This window comes from Amycolatopsis sp. NPDC000009 (assembly GCF_055563465.1).
In genome coordinates, this window is sequence record NZ_JBVHDI010000003.1 from 552,377 (window position 1) to 571,906 (window position 19,530).

At 69.0% G+C, this 19,530-nt stretch carries 17 protein-coding genes; 11 read left to right on the forward strand and 6 right to left on the reverse strand.

The window, feature by feature from the left end; genetic code table 11:
• Positions 1-130: 130 nt before the first annotated feature.
• Positions 131-3,115: a 3-keto-alpha-glucoside-1,2-lyase-like domain-containing protein gene (locus tag ACZ3HL_RS12430; protein ID WP_465530702.1), complete on the forward strand. Its 2,985-nt coding sequence runs from the start codon at positions 131-133 to the stop codon at positions 3,113-3,115.
• 262 nt (positions 3,116-3,377) lie between these two features.
• On the opposite strand, the gene ACZ3HL_RS12435 is transcribed toward ACZ3HL_RS12430, so the two are convergent.
• The 3 genes from ACZ3HL_RS12435 to ACZ3HL_RS12445 form a co-directional block, all read right to left on the reverse strand.
• The gene (locus ACZ3HL_RS12435; protein ID WP_465530704.1) at positions 3,378-5,171 is read right to left on the reverse strand and encodes an MSCRAMM family protein; all 1,794 of its coding nucleotides are present in this window, start codon (positions 5,169-5,171) and stop codon (positions 3,378-3,380) included.
• A gap of 77 nt (positions 5,172-5,248) precedes the next feature.
• Entirely contained in the window at positions 5,249-5,995 is a 747-nt protein-coding gene (locus ACZ3HL_RS12440) for an EI24 domain-containing protein (protein WP_465530706.1), read from the reverse strand.
• A 28-nt stretch (positions 5,996-6,023) separates the two neighbouring features.
• The gene (locus ACZ3HL_RS12445; protein WP_465530708.1) at positions 6,024-7,367 is read right to left on the reverse strand and encodes an FAD-binding protein; all 1,344 of its coding nucleotides are present in this window, start codon (positions 7,365-7,367) and stop codon (positions 6,024-6,026) included.
• A gap of 82 nt (positions 7,368-7,449) precedes the next feature.
• Between ACZ3HL_RS12445 and ACZ3HL_RS12450 the strand changes: the two genes are divergently transcribed.
• A complete protein-coding gene (locus ACZ3HL_RS12450) occupies positions 7,450-8,622 on the forward strand; it encodes an MFS transporter (protein ID WP_465530710.1) in 1,173 nt (390 codons plus the stop codon).
• Positions 8,619-9,056, forward strand: coding sequence for a Dabb family protein (locus ACZ3HL_RS12455; protein WP_192744715.1), 438 nt, complete (start codon positions 8,619-8,621; stop codon positions 9,054-9,056). The genes ACZ3HL_RS12450 and ACZ3HL_RS12455 overlap by 4 nt, the downstream gene beginning before the upstream one ends.
• Here the strand turns inward: ACZ3HL_RS12455 and ACZ3HL_RS12460 are convergent.
• Complete coding sequence (locus ACZ3HL_RS12460; protein WP_465530712.1) at positions 9,036-10,031, reverse strand: hypothetical protein; 996 nt, start codon at positions 10,029-10,031, stop codon at positions 9,036-9,038. The two genes, ACZ3HL_RS12455 and ACZ3HL_RS12460, sit on opposite strands and share 21 nt — an antisense overlap.
• A gap of 97 nt (positions 10,032-10,128) precedes the next feature.
• Here ACZ3HL_RS12460 and ACZ3HL_RS12465 point away from each other — a divergent pair, with 97 nt between their 5' ends.
• The 3 genes from ACZ3HL_RS12465 (at position 10,129) to ACZ3HL_RS12475 (ending at position 13,173) form a co-directional block, all read left to right on the forward strand.
• Complete coding sequence (locus ACZ3HL_RS12465) at positions 10,129-10,701, forward strand: TetR/AcrR family transcriptional regulator (RefSeq protein WP_465530714.1); 573 nt, start codon at positions 10,129-10,131, stop codon at positions 10,699-10,701.
• An 8-nt stretch (positions 10,702-10,709) separates the two neighbouring features.
• Positions 10,710-11,858, forward strand: a complete 1,149-nt coding sequence (locus ACZ3HL_RS12470; RefSeq protein WP_465530716.1) for an SGNH/GDSL hydrolase family protein — start codon at positions 10,710-10,712, stop codon at positions 11,856-11,858.
• A gap of 220 nt (positions 11,859-12,078) precedes the next feature.
• Positions 12,079-13,173 (forward strand): S1 family peptidase, encoded by a 1,095-nt coding sequence (locus tag ACZ3HL_RS12475; RefSeq protein WP_465530718.1) that lies wholly within the window; start codon positions 12,079-12,081, stop codon positions 13,171-13,173.
• Positions 13,174-13,192: 19 nt separating this feature from the next.
• On the opposite strand, the gene ACZ3HL_RS12480 is transcribed toward ACZ3HL_RS12475, so the two are convergent.
• The gene (locus ACZ3HL_RS12480) at positions 13,193-14,089 is read right to left on the reverse strand and encodes a LysR family transcriptional regulator (RefSeq protein ID WP_465530720.1); all 897 of its coding nucleotides are present in this window, start codon (positions 14,087-14,089) and stop codon (positions 13,193-13,195) included.
• A gap of 80 nt (positions 14,090-14,169) precedes the next feature.
• Here ACZ3HL_RS12480 and ACZ3HL_RS12485 point away from each other — a divergent pair, with 80 nt between their 5' ends.
• From ACZ3HL_RS12485 to ACZ3HL_RS12505, 5 genes are read left to right on the forward strand one after another with little or no spacing between them, the layout of a single operon-like run.
• Positions 14,170-14,577 (forward strand): hypothetical protein, encoded by a 408-nt coding sequence (locus tag ACZ3HL_RS12485; protein WP_465530721.1) that lies wholly within the window; start codon positions 14,170-14,172, stop codon positions 14,575-14,577.
• Positions 14,574-16,142: a multicopper oxidase family protein gene (locus ACZ3HL_RS12490; protein WP_465530723.1), complete on the forward strand. Its 1,569-nt coding sequence runs from the start codon at positions 14,574-14,576 to the stop codon at positions 16,140-16,142. Before ACZ3HL_RS12485 ends, ACZ3HL_RS12490 begins: the two co-directional genes overlap by 4 nt.
• Before the next feature lie 60 nt (positions 16,143-16,202).
• Positions 16,203-16,556 carry a RidA family protein gene (locus tag ACZ3HL_RS12495; protein WP_465530725.1) on the forward strand — a complete coding sequence of 118 codons (354 nt, stop codon included), beginning with the start codon at positions 16,203-16,205 and terminating at the stop codon, positions 16,554-16,556.
• A complete protein-coding gene (locus ACZ3HL_RS12500) occupies positions 16,549-17,193 on the forward strand; it encodes a helix-turn-helix transcriptional regulator (protein ID WP_465420636.1) in 645 nt (214 codons plus the stop codon). The genes ACZ3HL_RS12495 and ACZ3HL_RS12500 overlap by 8 nt, the downstream gene beginning before the upstream one ends.
• Positions 17,190-18,149, forward strand: coding sequence for a pyridoxal-phosphate dependent enzyme (locus ACZ3HL_RS12505; protein ID WP_465530727.1), 960 nt, complete (start codon positions 17,190-17,192; stop codon positions 18,147-18,149). Before ACZ3HL_RS12500 ends, ACZ3HL_RS12505 begins: the two co-directional genes overlap by 4 nt.
• 390 nt (positions 18,150-18,539) lie before the next feature.
• On the opposite strand, the gene ACZ3HL_RS12510 is transcribed toward ACZ3HL_RS12505, so the two are convergent.
• Positions 18,540-19,517, reverse strand: coding sequence for an alpha/beta hydrolase (locus ACZ3HL_RS12510; protein ID WP_465530729.1), 978 nt, complete (start codon positions 19,515-19,517; stop codon positions 18,540-18,542).
• Positions 19,518-19,530: the final 13 nt, after the last annotated feature.

A 19,530-nucleotide genomic window follows, 5' to 3' on the forward strand; every position in this document is an offset into this window, starting at 1 on the left:
AACTCTATCCGAGGGACCGTTCGGACTAACTTTCGTCCGTTCTGTACATACTTTCGTTGACTTCGACCGAAAGTCCTCTTAGGTTCAGCGGCGTCACAGAGGTGCTCCGCCGCCGACCCGAGGAGCAACGATGCTTCCGACTGTCCGCAAGCGCTTCAACCGGTCCATCGTCGCCTCGCTGGCGCTGGTCACGGCAGTGTCCGGGCTGGTGACAGCCCCGGCAGAAGCGGCCATCCCACCCCAGCAACCCGGTGTCACGCTCCGCACGTACGACCTGCAACGCGAACTCACCAAGCTCTGCGCGATCAAATCCGGTCAGACTCCCAACGTCGACAAGCTGATGCCGACGATCAACTGGACCACCACGGCCGATTTCGGGCTCAACGAGCAGTTCGTCTCCGAGGTCATCGGGAACATCGCCATCGCCACGGCCGGGCAGTACGAATTCCGGCTCACCAGCGATGACGGCTCCCGGCTCCGGATCGACGGCCAGACGGTGATCAACCACGACGGCCTGCACGGCGCGACCCCCGCGACCGGTTCGGTCCAGCTGGGCACGGGGTATCACGCGCTGCGGATCGACCATTTCGACAACCTCCACGACCAGCAGGTCACCCTCGAATGGCGGCCACCGGGCGCGGCGGACTTCGCGCTGGTGCCGAATTCGGTCCTCAGCACCGACGCCGACGTCGTCCGGGTGACCTCGCCGGGACGCAAGGAATGCGAGGGTGCCACGGATTCGCCGGGTGACGGCCTGCCGCTGAACGGCGTCCACCCCGGCTTCACGCTGACGAACCTGCGTCCCGAGGGATTCCAGCCTCAGGTCACCGGCATGGACTGGCTGCCGGACGGACGGCTCGCCATCGCCACGTGGGGTGGCTCCGACAAGGTCCTCGGTGAGGTCCACCTGCTGAGCAACGTCAGCGGGAACACCGACCCGGGCAAGGTCCGCACCCAGCGCGTCGCCAGCGGGCTGAAGGAACCGATGGGCGTCAAGTACGTCGACGGCAAGCTGTACGTGTCGGAGAAGACGAGGCTCGTCGAACTCAACGACACGAACGGCGACGGCGTGACCGACGACTACCGCACCGTCGCCACCTGGCCGTTCGGCGGCAACTTCCACGAGTTCGCGTTCGGCCTGCTGTACAAGGACGGCTTCTTCTACGCCAACCTTTCCGTGTCCATCAACTACGGCGGCGCCACGACGGATCCGCAGCCCGCGCCGAACCGCGGCACCACGATCAAGGTGAACAAGGCCACCGGCCAGGTCTCCTACATCGCCGGTGGGTTGCGCACCCCGCACGGTATCGGCTGGGGCCCGGAAGGCGACGTCTTCGTCACGGACAACCAGGGCGGCTGGCTGCCGGCGAACAAGCTCGTCCGGGTCAAGCAGGACCGCTTCTTCAACCACTACACCAATCCCCCTGGCCCGTTCGACTCGAAACCGGTCACCGCACCCGTGTTGTGGTTGCCGCACAACGAGATCGCGAATTCGCCGAGCAACATGGTGATGCTGTCGCAGGGTCCGTTCGCCGGGCAGATGGTGTACGGCGACGTGACCTACGGCGGGCTTCAGCGAGCCTTCCTGGAGAAGGTCAACGGCGAGTACCAGGGCGCCGTTTTCCGTCTGACGCAAGGACTCGAGTCGGGGGTCAGCCGGATCAGCCTCGGCCCCGACGGCGCGATCTACACCGGCGGGATCGACGGCGGCGGCAACTGGGGTCAGCCCGGCAAACTCGCCTACGGCCTCCAGAAGGTGACGCCCAACGGCACGAACGCCTTCGACATCCGCGCCATGCGGGCCGTCGCGGGCGGGTTCGAACTGGAGTACACCCAGCCGCTGTCGGCCGAGACCGCGCAGAACCTCGCGGCGAAGTACCAGGCGCAGCAGTGGCGATACCAGCCCACTCCCGCGTACGGCGGACCGAAGATCGACGAGCAGACCCTGTCCGTCACGTCCGCGAGCCTCTCGGCCGACCGCAAGAAGGTCACGCTGCAGATGTCGGGATTGAAGGCGGGGCACGTCGTCCACGTGCGGTCGCCGCGTCCGTTCGCGGCGGAGTCCGGTGCGGCGCTGTGGAGCACCGAAGCCTGGTACACGTTGAACTCGCTGGTCGGTGGACCCGCGGCGAGCACCACCTACGAGGCCGAGCGGGCCGCGCTGAGCGGTGGCGCCGGGACGAACACGAACCACGCCGGCTACACGGGTACCGGATTCGTCGACGGCTACTGGAACCAGGGTGCCGCGACGACGTTCACCGTGAACGCGCCGAAGACCGGCGCCTACAACGCGGCCTTGCGCTACTCGAACGGCCCGGATCCGGCGCCGGGGACCAAATCGGTAACCGTCTACGTCAACGGGACGAAGGTGAAACAGGTCAGGCTCGCCAGTACCGGCAACTGGGACACCTGGAACACGCAACCCGAGACGCTGAACCTGAAAGCCGGGTCGAACACGATCTCCTACCGCTACGACACGGGCGACGCGGGCAACGTCAACCTCGACAGTCTCACGCTGACCGAGTCGCGGCGGATCCAGTTGTTCAAGGGCACCGACCTGAACGCGTGGGAGAAACGCGCCGGCGGCGCCGCGACCTGGCCGGTGACCGGCGGGGCGATGGAGTCCTACGGCGGGGACATCCGCACGAAACAGCAGTTCGGTGATTTCCGGCTGCACGTCGAATGGAACGAGCCGAACTACCCGCCGGAGGTCACCGGACAGGCCAGGGGCAACAGCGGCGTCTACCTCCAGGAACGCTACGAGCTACAGGTGCTCGAATCCTTCGGGGACACCACGCTCGCCAACAACGAAGCGGGCGCGATCTACTCGAAGAAGGCACCTGACCGGAACATGGCGACGGCTCCCGGAACCTGGCAGACCTACGACGTCACCTTCCGGGCCGCACGGTTCGACGGTGCCGGGAACAAGACCGACAACGCCCGGGTGACCGTGGTCTGGAACGGTGTCGTGGTCCACAACGACGTGGCGATCGACGGCGGGACGGGCGACAGCATCCCGGAGAGCGCGGCGCCGGGCGCCATCCGGCTGCAGGACCACGGGGACCCCGGGGAGAACCCGCGGTTCCGCAACATCTGGATCGAGCCCATCGGCTAGGACGGCGCTGTCCGCGAAGGCCTCCTTGCGGGACTCTGGGTCCCTCAAGGAGGCCTTCACGCCGGTGCGCGGATGGCGCTATCGCGTGACTGAACGGACGACACACGTGATTGGATGGCCGACACGCGTGATTGGACGGACGACACGCGGCGGCGCCCGGCCGCGCGTCGTGTCGTCCGTCCGGTCACGGGACGACGCCTGCTGGACCTCGTGAGTGATCCGGGTCGCTGGAACGACCCGGATCACTCACGACCAACCCGCCTCAGCGGCGGCAGGGGCCGAGGTCCACCCCGCCGGTGACCTGCCCGGCGGTGACCGGAATCGGTGTGGCGGAAGCGAAATCGGCCGCGTCGCGGTGCCAGCATTCACGGTCGGTGTAGTACCTGATCTTGACCTTCCCCGTGGTGAGGCCGTTGACGGTGTACTGCCCGTTCGAATCCGGCGTGGTCCAGTCGACGATGTCCCCGGTGCGCGCGTTGTAGGTGTACACGTAGCCGAAGGTGGGCTTGCCGTCCGCACCGAGGATCCGTCCGCTGACCGAGCCGCTCGGCACGAGCGCCGCGTTCTCGGTCACCGTCGCGCCGGGCCGCACCCGCACCGGCCTGGCGGCGAACCGGTCCGCCGCTCCTCCCGACCACTGCCACGCGTAGTCCCCTCGGGACGAGGCGAACTCGAGCGGCCACTTGTACGGTCCGAGACCCTTGATCGTGTAGGTCCCGTCGCTCCGGGAGCAGTTCGCGCCGAAGCGGAAGCCGATCCGGGGATCGACCGCGTACGGGTAGACGCAGACGCCGCCCACCGGAGCCGCCGTGGCCCGGTCGGTGACCTTGCCGGTGATCGTCCCGGCGGGGTCCATCTTGATGTCCGCCGTCGTGACCACCTTGCCGAGTTCGGCGGTGACCGTGCGGGCCTGCCCGATGTCGCCGGTGCCACCGTCCGTCCCGGCCCACTGCATGCCGTACCGCTCGTCCAGCGACTTGACCAGCAGCTTGTACGCGCCGGGCTCGATCGGCCCGATCACCAGCTTCCCGTTCTCGTCGCTGCAGTGGTACAGGTAGTCGGCGTCGAGGACACCGACGACCGGAAGGGCGTAGGTGTCGACGCAGACCCGCGCCAGCGGCGCCTTGGTCTTCGCGTCCCGCACGGTGGTGACGATCGAAGCGGCGGGTTTCATCGACGCCCGGAATTCGGTGGTCTCTCCCGGGGTCAGGTGCACCCGCTCCCAGTTCACCGGCTGGTAGGAACCGTCCGGCCCCCAGACGCTCAGCGTGTAGTAGCCGAACGGCGGCATGTCCTCGTAGAGCATGACACCGTCCGCGCCGGCGCATTTCCGCAGCTGCGGCGGATGCCCTTGCTCGACCTGCGAGCACGCACCCGCGACGGGCGCGCCGGTCTTCTCGTCCGTCGCGACCACCCGGAGCTTCCCGTACGGTGCGATCGCCTCGTCGACGACGGCGACCTGGTCATCGGCGACAGTGAAGGTCTCCGCCTCCGGGAAGCTCGCCTTCTGCCGGATCCATTGCGTGCGATCGCCGTAGGTGACCGCCATCGTGTAGGTGTCCGCCTTCACACCGCTGAAGGAGTACGTGCCGTCCGCGGCGGTGAGGACCGTCGACCACCACCGCTGGTTCTGGTCGGTGAGGCTCACCGACGCCCCCGCGGCGGGCTTTCCCTGGTCGGTGATCTGGCCGCGGACGGTGGCCGTGCCCTGCCGCAACCCGAAGTCCAGTCCGTGCGGCAGGTCCAGCACTTCCGCGGCGAGCGCGCTTCCCTTGTTGTACGCCCAAAGCTCGGCGTATCCGGCGGCGGTCGCGCGCGCCTTGTACTTGCCGGGAACGACCCCCGCTATCTCGTAGCGGCCGTCCGCGCCCGCACACCCCGAGCCCGTCTCCTTCAGGTCGAGATCGAACAACGTCACGCACGCTCCGGCGATCGGCTCCCCGGAGCCCGCGGCTTTGACCACCCCGGACACGATTCCTTCGGCGGCGACGGCAGGACCGGTCACCAGCATGGCCGCGATCGGTATGGCGGCGGCCATGAACAACGCTCTTTTCATCGGAAGCTCCCCTCAGTGTCACGCCAACGATGGCGCCGGGGAGCCGCGGTGTCTGCGTCATCTGACACAGACGAAGCTCAGGCCGCCTCCGCCGCGAGGACCTCACGAGCGACGAGGACACCGCCGACGAAGCCCACCGGCATCACGATCAGCGCGGCGAACGGGATCAGGCACAGCAGCGACACGGGAAGTCCCAGCCCGAGGGCGAGCGCGCGGTGCCTTCGCAACAGCGGACGCCGCTCCTTCAAGCCCATCCCGCGCCGGTAGAACGGCACGGCGATCAGCTCCAGCGCCAGGAACCACGCCGTCACCATGGCCAGCAGGACCGGCACGACCGTTTGCCCCACCACGGGGATGAAGCCCGCGATCAGCAGCGGGATCGTGAACAGCAGCGAGCGGAGTACGAGAGCGAGACCGTCCTTCAGGCCCAGCACCAGCAACCGCCACCACGAGAGGTCCACCGCGCCGGGCACGCCACCGAGGTCGTCCTCCACCTTCTCCGCGATGTGCTCGTAGAACGGCCCGCCGACGGCGAGGGTGATCGCCGTGAAGCCGATCATGGCGATGGCCAGCACCACCCCGAACACCGCGACCCCGGCCGCCACCCGGATCGTCGTCCGCCAGCCCGGCGACCAGTCGTCGGCGAACGGGGTGATCAGCAGCGAGAGGTCGTCGATCCAGAACGCCAGCGCGACGATGCCGCCGATCAGCAACAGCGTGGTCAGCAACGCGGGCAGCGCGCCGATCAGCAGCAGCCTCGGCGACCGCAGAAGGATGCCAAGGCCTTGCCCGAACATCCGGAAACCCCTGAAGAAATCCCGCATCGGACATTTCTACCAGTGGCCGCGGACCTCAGGGCACCCGCAGGCACTGGCCGGGGTTGAGCAGGTTTCCCGGCGCGTACCGGGCCTTGGCGTCGGCGAGTTTCGGCCAGGCGCCGCCGAAGTGTGCGCGCCAGTCCTCTGTGGACATCGGCAGCGCGTTCGACGGATAGACCTTCCCGCCGAGGTCGCGTGCCTTCCGGTAGAGGTCCACATTGAGCTCCAGCAGCCGCGCGTTGTGCAGCGGATCGCTGGGCGAACCGGCGCGCAGCGGCGAGAACAGCCAGGAGATCTCCCCCGGCGGCACGGTGAACAGCGGAGTCTTCAACCGGTCGTTCCGCACCGGGTAGAGCAGGACCAATCCCGTGGCACCCAGTTCGGGTTCGCCGGTGGCGGCGAGGGTTTCGGCGACGAACTCCTCGACCGAGTCGTCCGTGAGGAACACGTTCAGCCACGGATGCGGATGGAACCAGCTTCCTTCCGCCCGCAGGGCGGCCTCGCCGTCGGCCATCCGGTTCAGGAAGTCGAAATAGGCCGTGTCCTCGTCTTCGGACTCGTCGAAACCGAGCGAGTCCAGCAACGCGTCCTCGTCCGGTCCGGCGGGCGTCGAGTAGTAGGCCACCGCCTCCAGCATGTACCGCCAGCCGTCGCCGACGGGGATCAGCTGACCCTCCACGTAGTCGAAACGACCGTCACGGACAACGGCGCGCTGGTCCGTCAGGAACGCCGGAAGCGAGTCGTAGTAGAGCTTCCACCGCCGGGCCCGCGCAGGGGCCGGGGTCAGCCGCAGCGTCGCACGGGTGATCACCGCGCATTGCCCCAGACCGCCGAGGACCGCGTCGAACAGGTCCTCGTCGCTGTCGCGTGAGCAGGTGAGCACCTCGCCGGCGCCGGTGACGACCTCCAGCTCCACCACGCCGTCGGTCTGCGTGCCGTGGTGGTGGGTGGCGCCGCCGATCCCGCCGACCACCAGGGTGCCGGCGACGGTCAGCTCGAGATAGTCGGTGAGCACCGGAGGCGCCAGCCCGTGCGGCAAGGTCGTCTCCAGCACTTCCCGCCAGCGGGCGCCCGCGTCCACCGACACCAGCTCACCGGTGACCACCCTGCGCGGCGGCAGCGAAGTCATGTCCAGCAGGATCCCGCCCTCGACCTGCCCCTGCCCGTAGGGCGAATGCCCCGCTCCACGGGCGGCGACCGGCAGTCCTCGCGCTGTGGCGAACCTGAGCACGACCGCCACGTCGGTCACCGAGGCCGGCCTCACGACCAGTCCCGGCCTGGTGTGGATCAGGTTCCCCCAGTCCTTCCCCGCCAGGGACAAGGCGGCTTCTCCGGTGAGGATCTCTCCTGCGATGGCGGGCAGGATCTCGTCGGTCATGCCCCGCACGCTACCGAGCACGGGCCGGGATAGGCGACTTTCACCGACGCGAACGCCGGTGTCCCGCTGCGAGATTGGTGGCGTGACGAACACGTTGGCGCCGACGCTGCGAGCCCGCGGCACCGTTCTGGCCGCGGCACCGCTGACCATCATGGCCGCGGCGATCATCGCGCCCAGTCTGCCCGCGATGCGAGAGGTCTTTTCCGATACTCCAGGCTCCGCTCTTCTCGTGCGGCTGACGCTGACGGTGACCTCCCTCGCGATCGCGATCAGCGCGCCGCTGTCCGGGATCGTCGCCGACCGCGCCGGACGGCGCCCGCTGCTCTTGGCCGGCCTCGGGCTCTACGCGATCTCGGGTACGGCCGGATTCTTCGTGGACGACCTCTACCTGCTGCTGATCACCCGGGTGGGGCTGGGTTTCGCCGTCGGCGGGATCATGACCGCGGTCAGCGCCCTGATCACCGACTGGTTCTCCGGCGAGCGCCGCGCCTCGTTCCTCGCGTTGCAGCAGGCTTTCGCGAGTCTCGGCGGTGTCGTCTTCCTGCCCTTGGCCGGAGTGCTGGCCACCGTGAGCTGGCAGACGCCGTTCTGGATCTATTCGGTCTCGGCGATCGTGGCGATCTTCGCGATCACGTCCCTGCGCGAACCGGTCCGGAGCAGCCCGGCGGTCAGCGAACGCGAGCGGACCCGGCTGCCCGCCCGCGTCATCGGCGTCTATGTCCTCGCGTTGGTGGTGACGCTGGTCTTCTACATGGCGCCGACGCAGTTGCCCTTCCTGCTGGAGGGGTTCGGCAGCGGTCCCGCCGTCGTCGGGGCCGTGGTCGCCGGGAGCACGGTGACCAGCGTCGCCGGAGCGCTGGCGTTCCCTCGCCTGCGTGAGCGCTTGAGCCCCACCGCGATCACCACGGCGAGTGTCGCGCTCATGGGCGCGGGCTGGCTGGTGATCGGCACGGCGGGCACCGTCGCCCAGGTGGTGGCCGGGCTGCTCGTCGGAGGGTTCGGAGTCGGTTTCGTCGTCCCGAACCTCAACCTTCGCCTGGCGGAGTTCGCCCATCCCGCGCACCGCGGCCGCGTGCTCAGCGGCCTGGTCGCCGGGATCTTCCTCGGGCAGTTCCTGTCCCCTCTCGTCGTCCAGCCACTCGTCCAGGGCGTCGGCATCGCCGGCGCGTTCACCTGGACCGGTGTCGCCCTGGGCGCCGGAGCGGCACTCGCCGCTCTCCTCCCGAACCGGAACAACGGAAAGGAAACACGATGATCTACCACGGAAACCGTTTCACCCTGCGCCCCGACGCCTCCCCGGAGCAGGTCGAGGAAGCCTTGGAAAGCCTCCGCAACCAAGGCCGGGTCATCCCGTCGGTGAAGTCCTTCGTCGTCGGCCGTGATTTCGGCGGCGACTACGAATGGGGCGCCGTCTTCGCGATCGAAGACCTCGACGGGTACTGGGAGTACCTCATGCACCCGGCGCACCGGAACACCGACCGGGTCGGGTTGCCGCTGGTCGACCGGTTCGCGTCCTTCGACGTCACCGACGACCCGGATCCGGAGATGGGCGCGAAGATCGCCGAGCTGCACCAGCGCCGCTACGACAACGACGCCGAGCTGACCTCGCTGATCTCCGACCTCGGCGAGTACTCCGGCAGCGCCGCGCCGGGAAAGCACGGATCGGCTTCAGCCACCGTCCGCGAGTGAGCCACTGCCGTCGGGGCCGGTCACGATCACCCGGGTGCTCACCGCGGTGCCGAACGGGACGATCGTGACCTGCCACGTCCGCGGTTCCCCGACGTCGATGGTCTCTTTCGCCCGGTGTACCAGTGCAGGGACGCGGTCGGCCTTCAGTGCGCGGAGGTCGAACCGCGGTACCTGGGCACCGGTCGGCGCGAAGACCACGGTCAGCCGCCGGTCCTCGACGACCGCGGTGATCACCTGTGACACGTCCGTGGCCTGCGCCAATGAGTCGATCACCCGGCGCAATTCCCCTTCGCCCAGCAGGGACCGGCCGACGTCGACGGTCGCGGATCCCGAGGAGGACGTGGTCACGCCGGCCTGGGTTTCCTCCGCTCGGGCAGGCTCTTCCGGCGCGAACAGCTCCGCACGGAACAGGAACAGCACCAGCGCCGCGCCGAGCAGGAACCCGAGGACGGCGAGCGCGCCGACCCCGCAGCCTTCCGGCGGTTCCTGCACCAGGGTGGACTCCGGAGCGGATTCGATCGTGGCTTCGGCCGCGCGGCGTTCCCACGCCGGTGACGGCCGCTCCACGACCTCCGCCTTCCACGGCCGGTCCGGCGGATACCGGACGACGAGGACGTCGCCCGGCCGGTAGTCGGGGATGTCGACCAGGTTGATGTGGTGGGCGACCTTCAGCCGGAACGTGGCCATACCGTCGGGGGCGACGGTGAAGACGAAGTCGACCGGGATGTCCCCGGTCTCGGTGCCCCCGGCACGGAGGCTTTCGACCTTCGCGAGCGCGACCACCGGAACGATCTTCGCCTCACGGGCGCGTCGCGGCGCCCCGGCGAGGCGGAGCAGGATCCCGTAGACGACGGGAAGCCCGACGCCCGTGACGGTCAGCGGAACGTACTCGATGACGATGCCGACGATGAACGCGCACAAGGTCGTCCCGCTGATGATCCCGGTCAGGAATCCGCGGACAAGGGTGAACGGCATGAGCACAGCCTCCGCCGGGCCCGGCGCTACCGAACCCAGGTTTCGACTTCCTAATCGCATTAGGTAAATCCCAAATGGACTATGGTACGCTCTCGCCATGGCGAGAGCGGGACTGACGACGGAGCGCGTGGTACGGGCAGGTGCGGAGCTGGCCGACGAGATCGGCTTCGAGCACGTGACCCCGACCGAGCTCGCGAAACGGTGCGGCGTCAAGACGGCGAGCCTGTATTCGCACGTGAGGAACGCCCACGAACTGAAGACCGAGATCGCCTTGCTGGCCTTGGCCGAGCTCGCCGATCTCGCCGCCACCGCGGTGGCGGGCCTGGCGGGCAAGGACGCGTTGATCGCCTTGGCGAACGTCCACCGCGACTACGCCCTCGAACACCCGGGCCGGTTCACCGCCGCGAGGTTCCGGCTCGCACCGGACAAGGCGGCCACCAGCGCCGGTGTCCGCCACGCCGAAATGACGCGGGCGATCCTGCGCGGTTACGACCTCGCCGAACCGCATCAGACGCACGCGGTCCGGCTGCTGGGCAGTGTGTTCAGCGGCTTCGTCGGCCTGGAGGCCGCCGGCGGTTTCAGCCACAGCGCCCCCGGCTCGCAGGAGAGCTGGACCGAGATCCTCGACGCGCTCGACGTCCTGCTGCGCGCCTGGCCCCGAACGAAATGAACGGAAGAATGCTCACCACCCCGATCACCGCCGCCCTCGTCCGCGGCGCGCTCGACCTCGAATCCACCGGACGCGGCGTGCTCCCCCACCGGCTGCCCGCGCGGGCGAGGCGGCAGATCCCCGACGGCCAGCTGACCATGGCGGAGTCGCAGCCGTCCGGCGTGCGGCTGGTCTTCCGCACCACCGCGTCCCTCGTCGAACTCGACGTGCTGGCCACCAAACGGGTCTTCGCCGGCACACCGCCCCGGCCCGATGGCGTCTACGAACTGTTCGTCGACGGCAAGCTCTCGGAACAGGCGAGCGTGCCCGACGGCGACACGATCAGCGTCGACCTGGCCACCGGTGCCGCACGACACGAGCCCGGACCCGTGCGCACCCTGCGATTCGACGGCCTGCCCGGCCACGAGAAGACCGTCGAAATCTGGCTGCCGCACAACGAAACGACCAGGCTGGTCGCCCTGCGCACCAATGCGTCTGTCCACAGTGTACAGTCGGACGGCCGCAGGACCTGGCTGCACCACGGCAGTTCCATCAGTCACGGCTCCAACGCGACGACCCCGACCGGGACATGGCCAGCCACGGCCGCGGCCCTCGCCGGGGTGGATCTGGTCAATCTGGGTTTCAGCGGCAGCGCGCTGCTCGACCCATTCACCGCCCGCGCGATGCGGGACACGGCCGCCGACGTCATCAGCGTCAAGATCGGCATCAACGTCGTCAACGCCGACCTGATGCGCCTGCGCGCGTTCGGCCCCGCGGTGCACGGTTTCCTCGACACCATCAGGGAAGGCCATCCCGCCACGCCGCTGCTGGTCGTCTCGCCGATCCACTGCCCCATCCACGAACACACGCCGGGGCCGGGCGAATTCGACCCGGACGCCCTGCGCGAGGGGAAAGTGCGGTTCCGGGCCACCGGCGACCCCGCGGAGGTCGCCTCGGGAAAGCTGACGCTCACCGTGATCCGCGACGAACTCGCCCGTATCGTCAAGGAACGGAGCGCGGCCGACCCGAACCTGCGCTATCTCGACGGCCTCGAACTGTACGGCGAGGCGGACCACGCCGAACTGCCGCTGCCCGACGCCCTCCACCCGGACGCGGCCGCGCACCGGCTCATCGGGGAGCGCTTCGCCCGGCTGGCCTTCGACACCGCGCTCACGTGATCACCGTTTGCTGTGCGCGTATCCGTCGGTAGCCCGAACGGCGGGTACCTATTTTTCTTCCTGTCCAACGAAAGTCGGTATCCGCCACCGGTGCGGCGGATCACCATGATCGGCACCGGATCACCGGCGCCGGGTCGCCTTGGCCGTGCCCGGCTACCCCACGTGTCCAGTGCGGCCACCCCTCGCGCTGGATGTCCCCTCGCGAAAGTGAGACACCGGTATGCGCACAAACCCCTTAGCCCGTACCGCCACGACACTGGTGGCCGCGGCCGCGGTCGTCGGCTTCCTCGCCCCGTCCACGGCCACCGCCACCACCATCGCGGGCTACTCCCCCACGGTGCAGCACGAGGCGGTGACGTCCCTCGCCGCCGAAGCCGGGATCAGCCAGGCCGCCGCCGTCGAGTTCCTCCGGACGCAGACGGCGAGCGTCGAGAAGCTGCAGAAGGTCACCGCTTCGCTCGGCGCCCGTGCCGCCGACGGATACCTCGACGACTCCGCCAAGCCGGTGGTGAACGTGCTCGACCAGGCCGCCGCGGACCAGGTCACCGCGACCGGGGCGCAGGCCCGGGTGGTCAAGCACTCCAGTGCCGCGCTGGCGGGGGCGCAGAACGCCCTGCAGGCGCTGCCGTCGGTCGCGCACACGTCGATCGGCCTCGACCCGAAGGCCAACCAGGTGGTCTTGACCATCTCCGACGCGGCGAAGGGCACGGACGCCCTCGTCAAGGCCGCCGAAGCACTCGGCGACCGTGTCCGCGTGGAGCGGACCACCGGCGAGATGCACACCGCGATCTACAACGGTGAGGCCATCACCGGCGGTGGCACCCGGTGCTCGGCCGGGTTCAACACCAACCGCGGCGGCCAGAACTACATCCTCGACGCCGGCCACTGCACCCGCGCGGTCTCGCAGTGGAACGTCGGGCCGTCGCAGGGCGCCAGCTTCCCGACGAACGACTACGGCCTGATCCGCAACACCACCGGCAGCGCGCCCGGCGCGGTCACCCTGTGGAACGGCTCCACCCAGCGGATCGCCTCCGCCGGGTCCGCCACCGTCGGGCAGCGGATCAGCAAGAGCGGCAGCACCACGCGGCTCACCTCGGGTTCGGTGCAGCGGCTGAACGTCACGGTGAACTACGCCGAAGGCTCGGTGTACCAGCTGATCCAGACCAACGCGCTGGTCAACCCCGGTGACTCGGGCGGCTGCCTGTTCTCCGGCAGCGTCGGACTCGGCATCACCTCCGGCAAGGGCGGCGGAAGCTCGTACTTCCAGCCGATCGGCGAGGCGATGAGCGCCTACAGCGTCACGCTCAACCCGTAACCGCGCCACCGGGCCCCGGTCACCTCGGCCGGGGCCCGGCCGGTGCGTGGAAATGGCCGACCAGGTGATCGCGAAACCGTTGGGCGGCAACGGAAAGGTACGTGTCCTCGCGCCACGCGACGCTGAGCACGCGACGGCAGTCGGGATCGTCGACGTCGAGCCAGACCACCGCCGAACCGGTGACGGCGCGCAGCCCCAGCGAAGGCACCAGCGCGATACCGAGCCCCGCGTCGATGAGCTGAAAGAGCACCGCGGCCTCGTCTCCCTCGCAGACGACGTGCAGTTCGAGACCGGCCTTCGCGAAAAGACGATCGACGAGCGCACGCTGCCAGTAACCGGGTCGCGTGGTGAGGAACGGCTCGCCTTCGAGATCCGCCAGGCCGACACTGCCTCGATCGGCGAGCCGGTGCCCGGCAGGCACGCAGAGCATCACCGCTTCGTCGAGGAGCACCCGGCTGCGGATGTCCTCGCCCGTCAAGGGTTGCGAGGTGACGCACAGGTCGACGTCGCCGGCTCGCAGCTTCTCCGCCATCCCCTCCGCCGATGCCTGGGAAAGCCGCAAGTCCACCAGCGGATAGCCGGGGACGAAGGTACGAAGCGGTTCGGTGAGGACGAGGAGGCTTTCGGCCGCGACAGCGACGGTGCCGCGTTCGAGCCCGGCGGCGTCGTCGAGTTCCTGACGGGCGTCGTCGAGTTCGGCCAGCGCCCGGTCCACGCGGCGGAGGAAGGCGGTCCCGAACCGGTTGAGCCGGATCCGGCGGCCGTGCCGGTCGAAGAGCGGTACGCCGAGGTCGTTCTCCAGCCTGGCCAGGGTCCGGCTGAGCGAGGGTTGCGCGACACGCAGCTTCTCGGCGGCGCGGCCGACGTGTTCGAGCCGGGCGACCGTCTGGAAGTACCGGAGCGCCAGAAGATCCACTGCTGATACCTCACCTGTTATGAACAGATAACCGATCTTGTCTTGGACAGCATAAGGCGTCGGCTCCTACGTTCGATCCCGTGAGTGAAACCCTGACCAGCCCGGGCCGGAAGGCGAACGGGACGCTGGTGGTGAACCGGGTGCTGGTGACCGCACACGCCGTCGCGATCATCGGCCAGCCGGTCTTCGCCGGCGGCTATCTCGGCGGCGATTACGACATGCTCTGGCTGCACCGCTGGGGTGCCGACGCCGTGTCGTACCTGGCGTACGCGCAGATCCTGGCGGCGCTGGTCCTGTGGCTGGTCCGCGGCCCGCGCTGGCTGTTCTGGATCAGCCTGCTGCTCGCGCTGGGCGAGACCGGGCAGTATCTCGCCGGAATGACGGGCGCGCTCGATCTGCACATCCCGCTCGGTGTCGCCCTCGTCACCGCGACGGTGCTGACGACCATCGCCGTCTGGCGGCCGCAGACCTGGCGGGCCGGCCGATGAGCAGGCGGCTGCCCCGCAGAACCTTCCTCGGCCTCGCCGGCGGGGCCGGTGTCCTCGTCGCCGCGGGGATCACGGCTCCCCGCCTGCTCGCGCAGGGCGCTCCGGGGACCGGCGAGCTGCTGCGCAGCGGACTCCCGTTGCCGGAGCCCTTCCGGGTACCGCTGCCGATCCCGCCGGTCCTGCGTCCACAAAGGACCGCCGACGCCGATCACTACACGATCACCCAGCGGGCGGCGACGGCCGAGATCCTGCCCGGTGTCCGGACGCCGATCTGGGGCTACGACGGGATCTTCCCTGGCCCGACGATCGAATCCCGGCGGGACCGGACGGTGGTGGCGCGGCACCGCAACGAACTTCCCGTGCCGACCGTGGTCCACCTGCACGGCGGGCACACCCCGGCCGACTCCGACGGCTACCCGACCGATCTCGTCCTGCCGCGGTCCGGCTGGAGCACCGCGCACACCGGGCACGGCATGGCCGATTCCCGTGCCCGGGTCTCGAACGGGGAGCGCGACTACGTCTTCCCGTTGCGGCAACGGGCCGCGACGCTGTGGTACCACGACCATCGCATGGACTTCACCGGTCCGGCCGTGTACCGGGGCCTGGCCGGGTTCCATCTGGTTCGCGACGACGAGGAGGACTCGCTCGGGCTCCCGTCCGGGGAGCGTGAAGTGCCGCTGATGATCGCCGACCGGTCCTTCGACGAACACGGCGCCTTCGCCTATCCCTCACTCGACCGGTCGCTGCGGACCACACCCGGAGTGGAAAGTGCATACGTGGAAGGCGTTTTCGGTGACGTCATCCTGGTCAACGGCGCGCCGTGGCCGGTGCACGAGGTGGCGGCCGTCAAATACCGCCTGCGTGTCCTCAACGGCTCCAACGCCCGGCGCTACGACCTGGCGCTGGACCCGCCGCCGCCCGGTGGCGGTGGTTTCGTGCAGATCGGCGCCGACCAGGGCCTCCTGGACGCGCCGCGCGTACACGACCATCTCCCCATCGCGCCGGCGGAACGGTACGACCTCGTCGTCGACTTCGGCCGGTATCCGGTCGGCACCGAGGTCACCCTCGTGAACCGGCTCGGGACCGGTTCGACCGCCCAGGTCATGCGGTTCGTCGTCGCGCGCCGCGCGGCGGACGACAGCCGCGTTCCGGCGAAACTCGGCGAAATCGCGCCGCTCGCTCGCGAACAGGCCACGACCACGCGCGAGTTCTCGTTCCGGGCCGGCACCGTCCACGGCCGCGAGGGCTGGGTGATCGGCGGGGAACCGTTCTCTCCGGACGTTATGTCCGCGAGCCCGCGCCTCGGCGACACGGAGATCTGGCGGTTCGTCGCCGACATCCACCATCCCGTGCACCTGCACCTGGTGGGCTTCCGGATCCTCTCACGCGGCGGGCGGCCGCCGGGGCCGTTCGACGGGGGCATCAAGGACACCGTGGACCTGGCTCCCGGCGAGTCGGTCGAAGTCATCGCGCGGTTCGACGGGTATCGCGGTCGCTACGTCTTCCATTGCCACAACGCCGAACACGAGGACATGGCGATGATGGCGAACTTCGAGGTGGTCTGAGCTCCAGGTCACTGCGTTAATCTGTTGGACTTTTCGTCCAACACTTATACAGTCGGTCTCGTGACAAACGAGCATCCGTACCCGCCCGCCTTCCGCAGCGGCGACCTGGTTTCCGTGTCCGGGCGGCTCGGCGTGACCGAGACCGGCGCGCTGGTGCCCGGCGGGTTCGACGCCGAATGCCCGCGGGCCTTCGGCAATCTCGACGCCGCGCTGCGTTCGGTGGGCGCGACGAGGGCCGACGTGGTGAAGGTCGTCGTCTACCTGACCGACATCGCCGACCGCGACGGCCTCAACCGGGTCTACGAAGAGTTCTTCTCCGAGCCTCGGCCCGCCCGGACCTGCGTCGGGGTCGCGTCACTGCCTTACGGCGGCGTGGTCGAGGTCGAAGCCCTCGCCCGAGTACGCGATGTCTGAGCAGGACGCGATCCTCGACGCGCTCGCCCCGGTCGCCGACGGCATCGCGGCGACGCTCGGCTCGTTCTGCGAGGTCGTGGTGCACGACTTCCGCCGTCCCGAGAAGTCGGTGGTCGCGATCGCCGGCTCGGTCACCGACCGCACCGTGGGCGGCTCGATGAGCGAGATCGGCATGGGCCTGCTCGCCCGCGGTGACGACGCCGAAGACCAGCTGAACTACGTGACCAGGACGGCGTCCGGGAAACTCGTGAAGTCGTCGACCATGCTGCTGCGCGACAGCGGCGGCTCGGTGTTCGGCGCCTTGTGCGTGAACCTCGACGTCACCGCGCTGGGCCAGCTCAAGACCCTGGTCGGTGAGCTCGCCGACGTCGGTGCCGTCACCGAAACGCCGACCACCACCTTCGGCGACGACGTCGACGCGGTGGTGGACGCGATCGTCGACGAGCATCAGCTCCGGCTGAACAAACCCTGGGCCGCGCTCAGCCGCGAAGAACGTCTCGACCTGTTCCGCAGCCTGCACGCGCGCGGTGTCTTCGCCGTGCGGCGGGCCGTGCCCCAGGTCGCGGCCCGGATCGGTATCTCCCGCGCCTCCGCTTACAACTATCTCGCCGAAATCCGTGATCAAGGAGCATCATGACCGCCCCCGTGACCATCGACGACATCCGCGACGCCGCCACCCGCCTGGCCGGGGTCGCGCACCGGACCCCGGTCGTCCGTTCCCGGACCCTCGACGACCTCGTCGGCGCCGAGGTCTTCATCAAGTGCGAGAACCTTCAGCGCGTCGGGGCTTTCAAGTTCCGTGGCGCGTACAACGCCGCTTCGCGCCTCTCGCCGGAGCAGCTGGCCAAGGGCATCGCCGCTTACTCGTCGGGCAACCACGCCCAGGCCGTCGCGCTCGCCGCGCGGGAACTCGGGAGCAGCGCGGTCATCCTGATCCCCGAGGACACCCCGCAGTCCAAAAAGGACGCGACCGCGGGCTACGGCGCCGAGATCGTCACCTACGACCGGTACACCGGCGACCGCGTCGCGATCGGTGAGGCACTGGCGGCCGACCGCGGTCTCGCGCTCATCCCGCCGTACGAGCACCCGCACGTCATCGCCGGGCAGGGCACCGCGGCGCTGGAACTGCTGGAGGACACCGAGTCGCTGGACACCCTCGTCGTCCCGGTCGGCGGTGGTGGCCTGATCGCGGGCAGCTCGACCACCGCGAAGGCCGTGCGGCCCGGCATCCGGGTCGTCGGCGTCGAACCGGCCGAGGGCGACGACACCAAACGCTCGCTGGAGGCCGGCGAACGCGTGTCGATCCCGGTGCCGCGGACCATCGCCGACGGTCAGGCCGCCTCCATTCCCGGCGAACTGACCTTCTCGATCAACCGGCGGCTCGTCGACGACATCGCGCTGGTCACCGACGACCAGGTCCGGGAGGCGATGCGGTTCGCGTTCGAACGGCTGAAGCTCGTCATCGAACCGAGCGGGGCGACCGGGCTCGCGGCGCTGCTCAGCGGCCGGATGCCCGCTTCGGGACGGGTCGGGGTGATCATCAGCGGCGGGAACGTGAGCCCGGAACGCTTCGCCGAACTGATCGCAGGCTGACCTCTCCGCATTTAGTCCTCTCGATGCGGTAGGCCCGTGAACGGCCTGCGGTGTGCGGGTGTCGCGAAAGCCACTTTCGGGACGTCTGATGTCCCGAAAGTGGCTTTCGACGCACCAGGTAAGCGCCGACAGCTCATTTCACCACCGCCCCCACCGGCCGACGTTGCGAAAGCCACTTTCGCAACGTTGAAGGTTGCGAAAGTGGCTTTCGCAACGCCTTGGCGAGGATCTAGCGCGCGACTCGCGTGATCAGACGCCGCACTCACGTGCTTGGAGACGTAACTCGCGTGCTTGGAGACGTAACACGATGTGCGGCCTCTGATCACGCGAGTTACGTCCCTGATCACGCGAGTTACGCCTTCGAGCACCCAAGATACGGGTCTGGTCACTTCACAGGCCGAGCCCACCCGCCAGAACCGGCCAGGAGTTCCGCAGCGCCCGTTGCCAGTACGGCCAGCTGTGCGTGCCGTCCCCGTAGTAGTCGACGGTCGCCGGGATCCCCTTGGCCTTCAACCGATCCGTGAAGCTCACCGAGGAAGCCAGCGCCTGGGGCTCGAAGATGTCGGACTGTCCCGGCGGGTCGAGCGGGCCGGTCTTCCCGTTCCCGCAGGAGATGTACAGCGCCGTGCCACGCAGGCCGTCGACGTTGTCGTACGGGTTGTTCGCCGTCCAGATCGGCCGCATCCCCCAGGGGTCGCCCCAGAGTTGCAGGTAGTTGAAGATCCCCGCCCGCGCCAGGATTCCCTGGATGAACAGCGGAGCGCCCTGGTTGAGGGTGTTCGGCACCCCGCTGTAGGACGCCGCTGCGGCGAACATCCCCTTGTGCTTGTACGAATACGCGAGCGCGCCGTACCCGCCGATCGACAGTCCGGCGACGACCCGGCGCGTGCCCGCGCGATAGCCGCGTTCGACGATCTGGCGCACCTCCAGGGTGTGGAAGGTGTCCCAGTCGGGAGTGCTCATGAGCCCGAAGTTCCACCACTTGGTGTACATCCCGGCGGGTCCGCCGGTCGGCATGACGACCAGGGCCTCCTTGTCCGCGGTGAACGCCTTGACGTCGGTGAACTGGTCCCACGAGCGGTAGTCGACCGGTTCGCAGCAGCCGTGCAGCAGGAACAACGTCGGCCAGGTCCGCGTGGGCTGCGCGGCCCAGCCCGCCGGGACCAGCAGGCGGACCATGCCGGTGGTGCCGAGCGCGGGCGAACTGATCTTGAGGTCGACGGTGCGCGCGTCCAGCCAGGTCTCCTCGACGACCTTCGCGCCGTTGTCGGCGGTGACCGGCGCGGGCGCCGCGCTCGCGGGGACCGGGCTTCCGAGCAGGGTGACCATGGCCAGCGCCAGCAGACCCCACCGCCGGGTTCGCTTCATCGTTTCTCCTCGC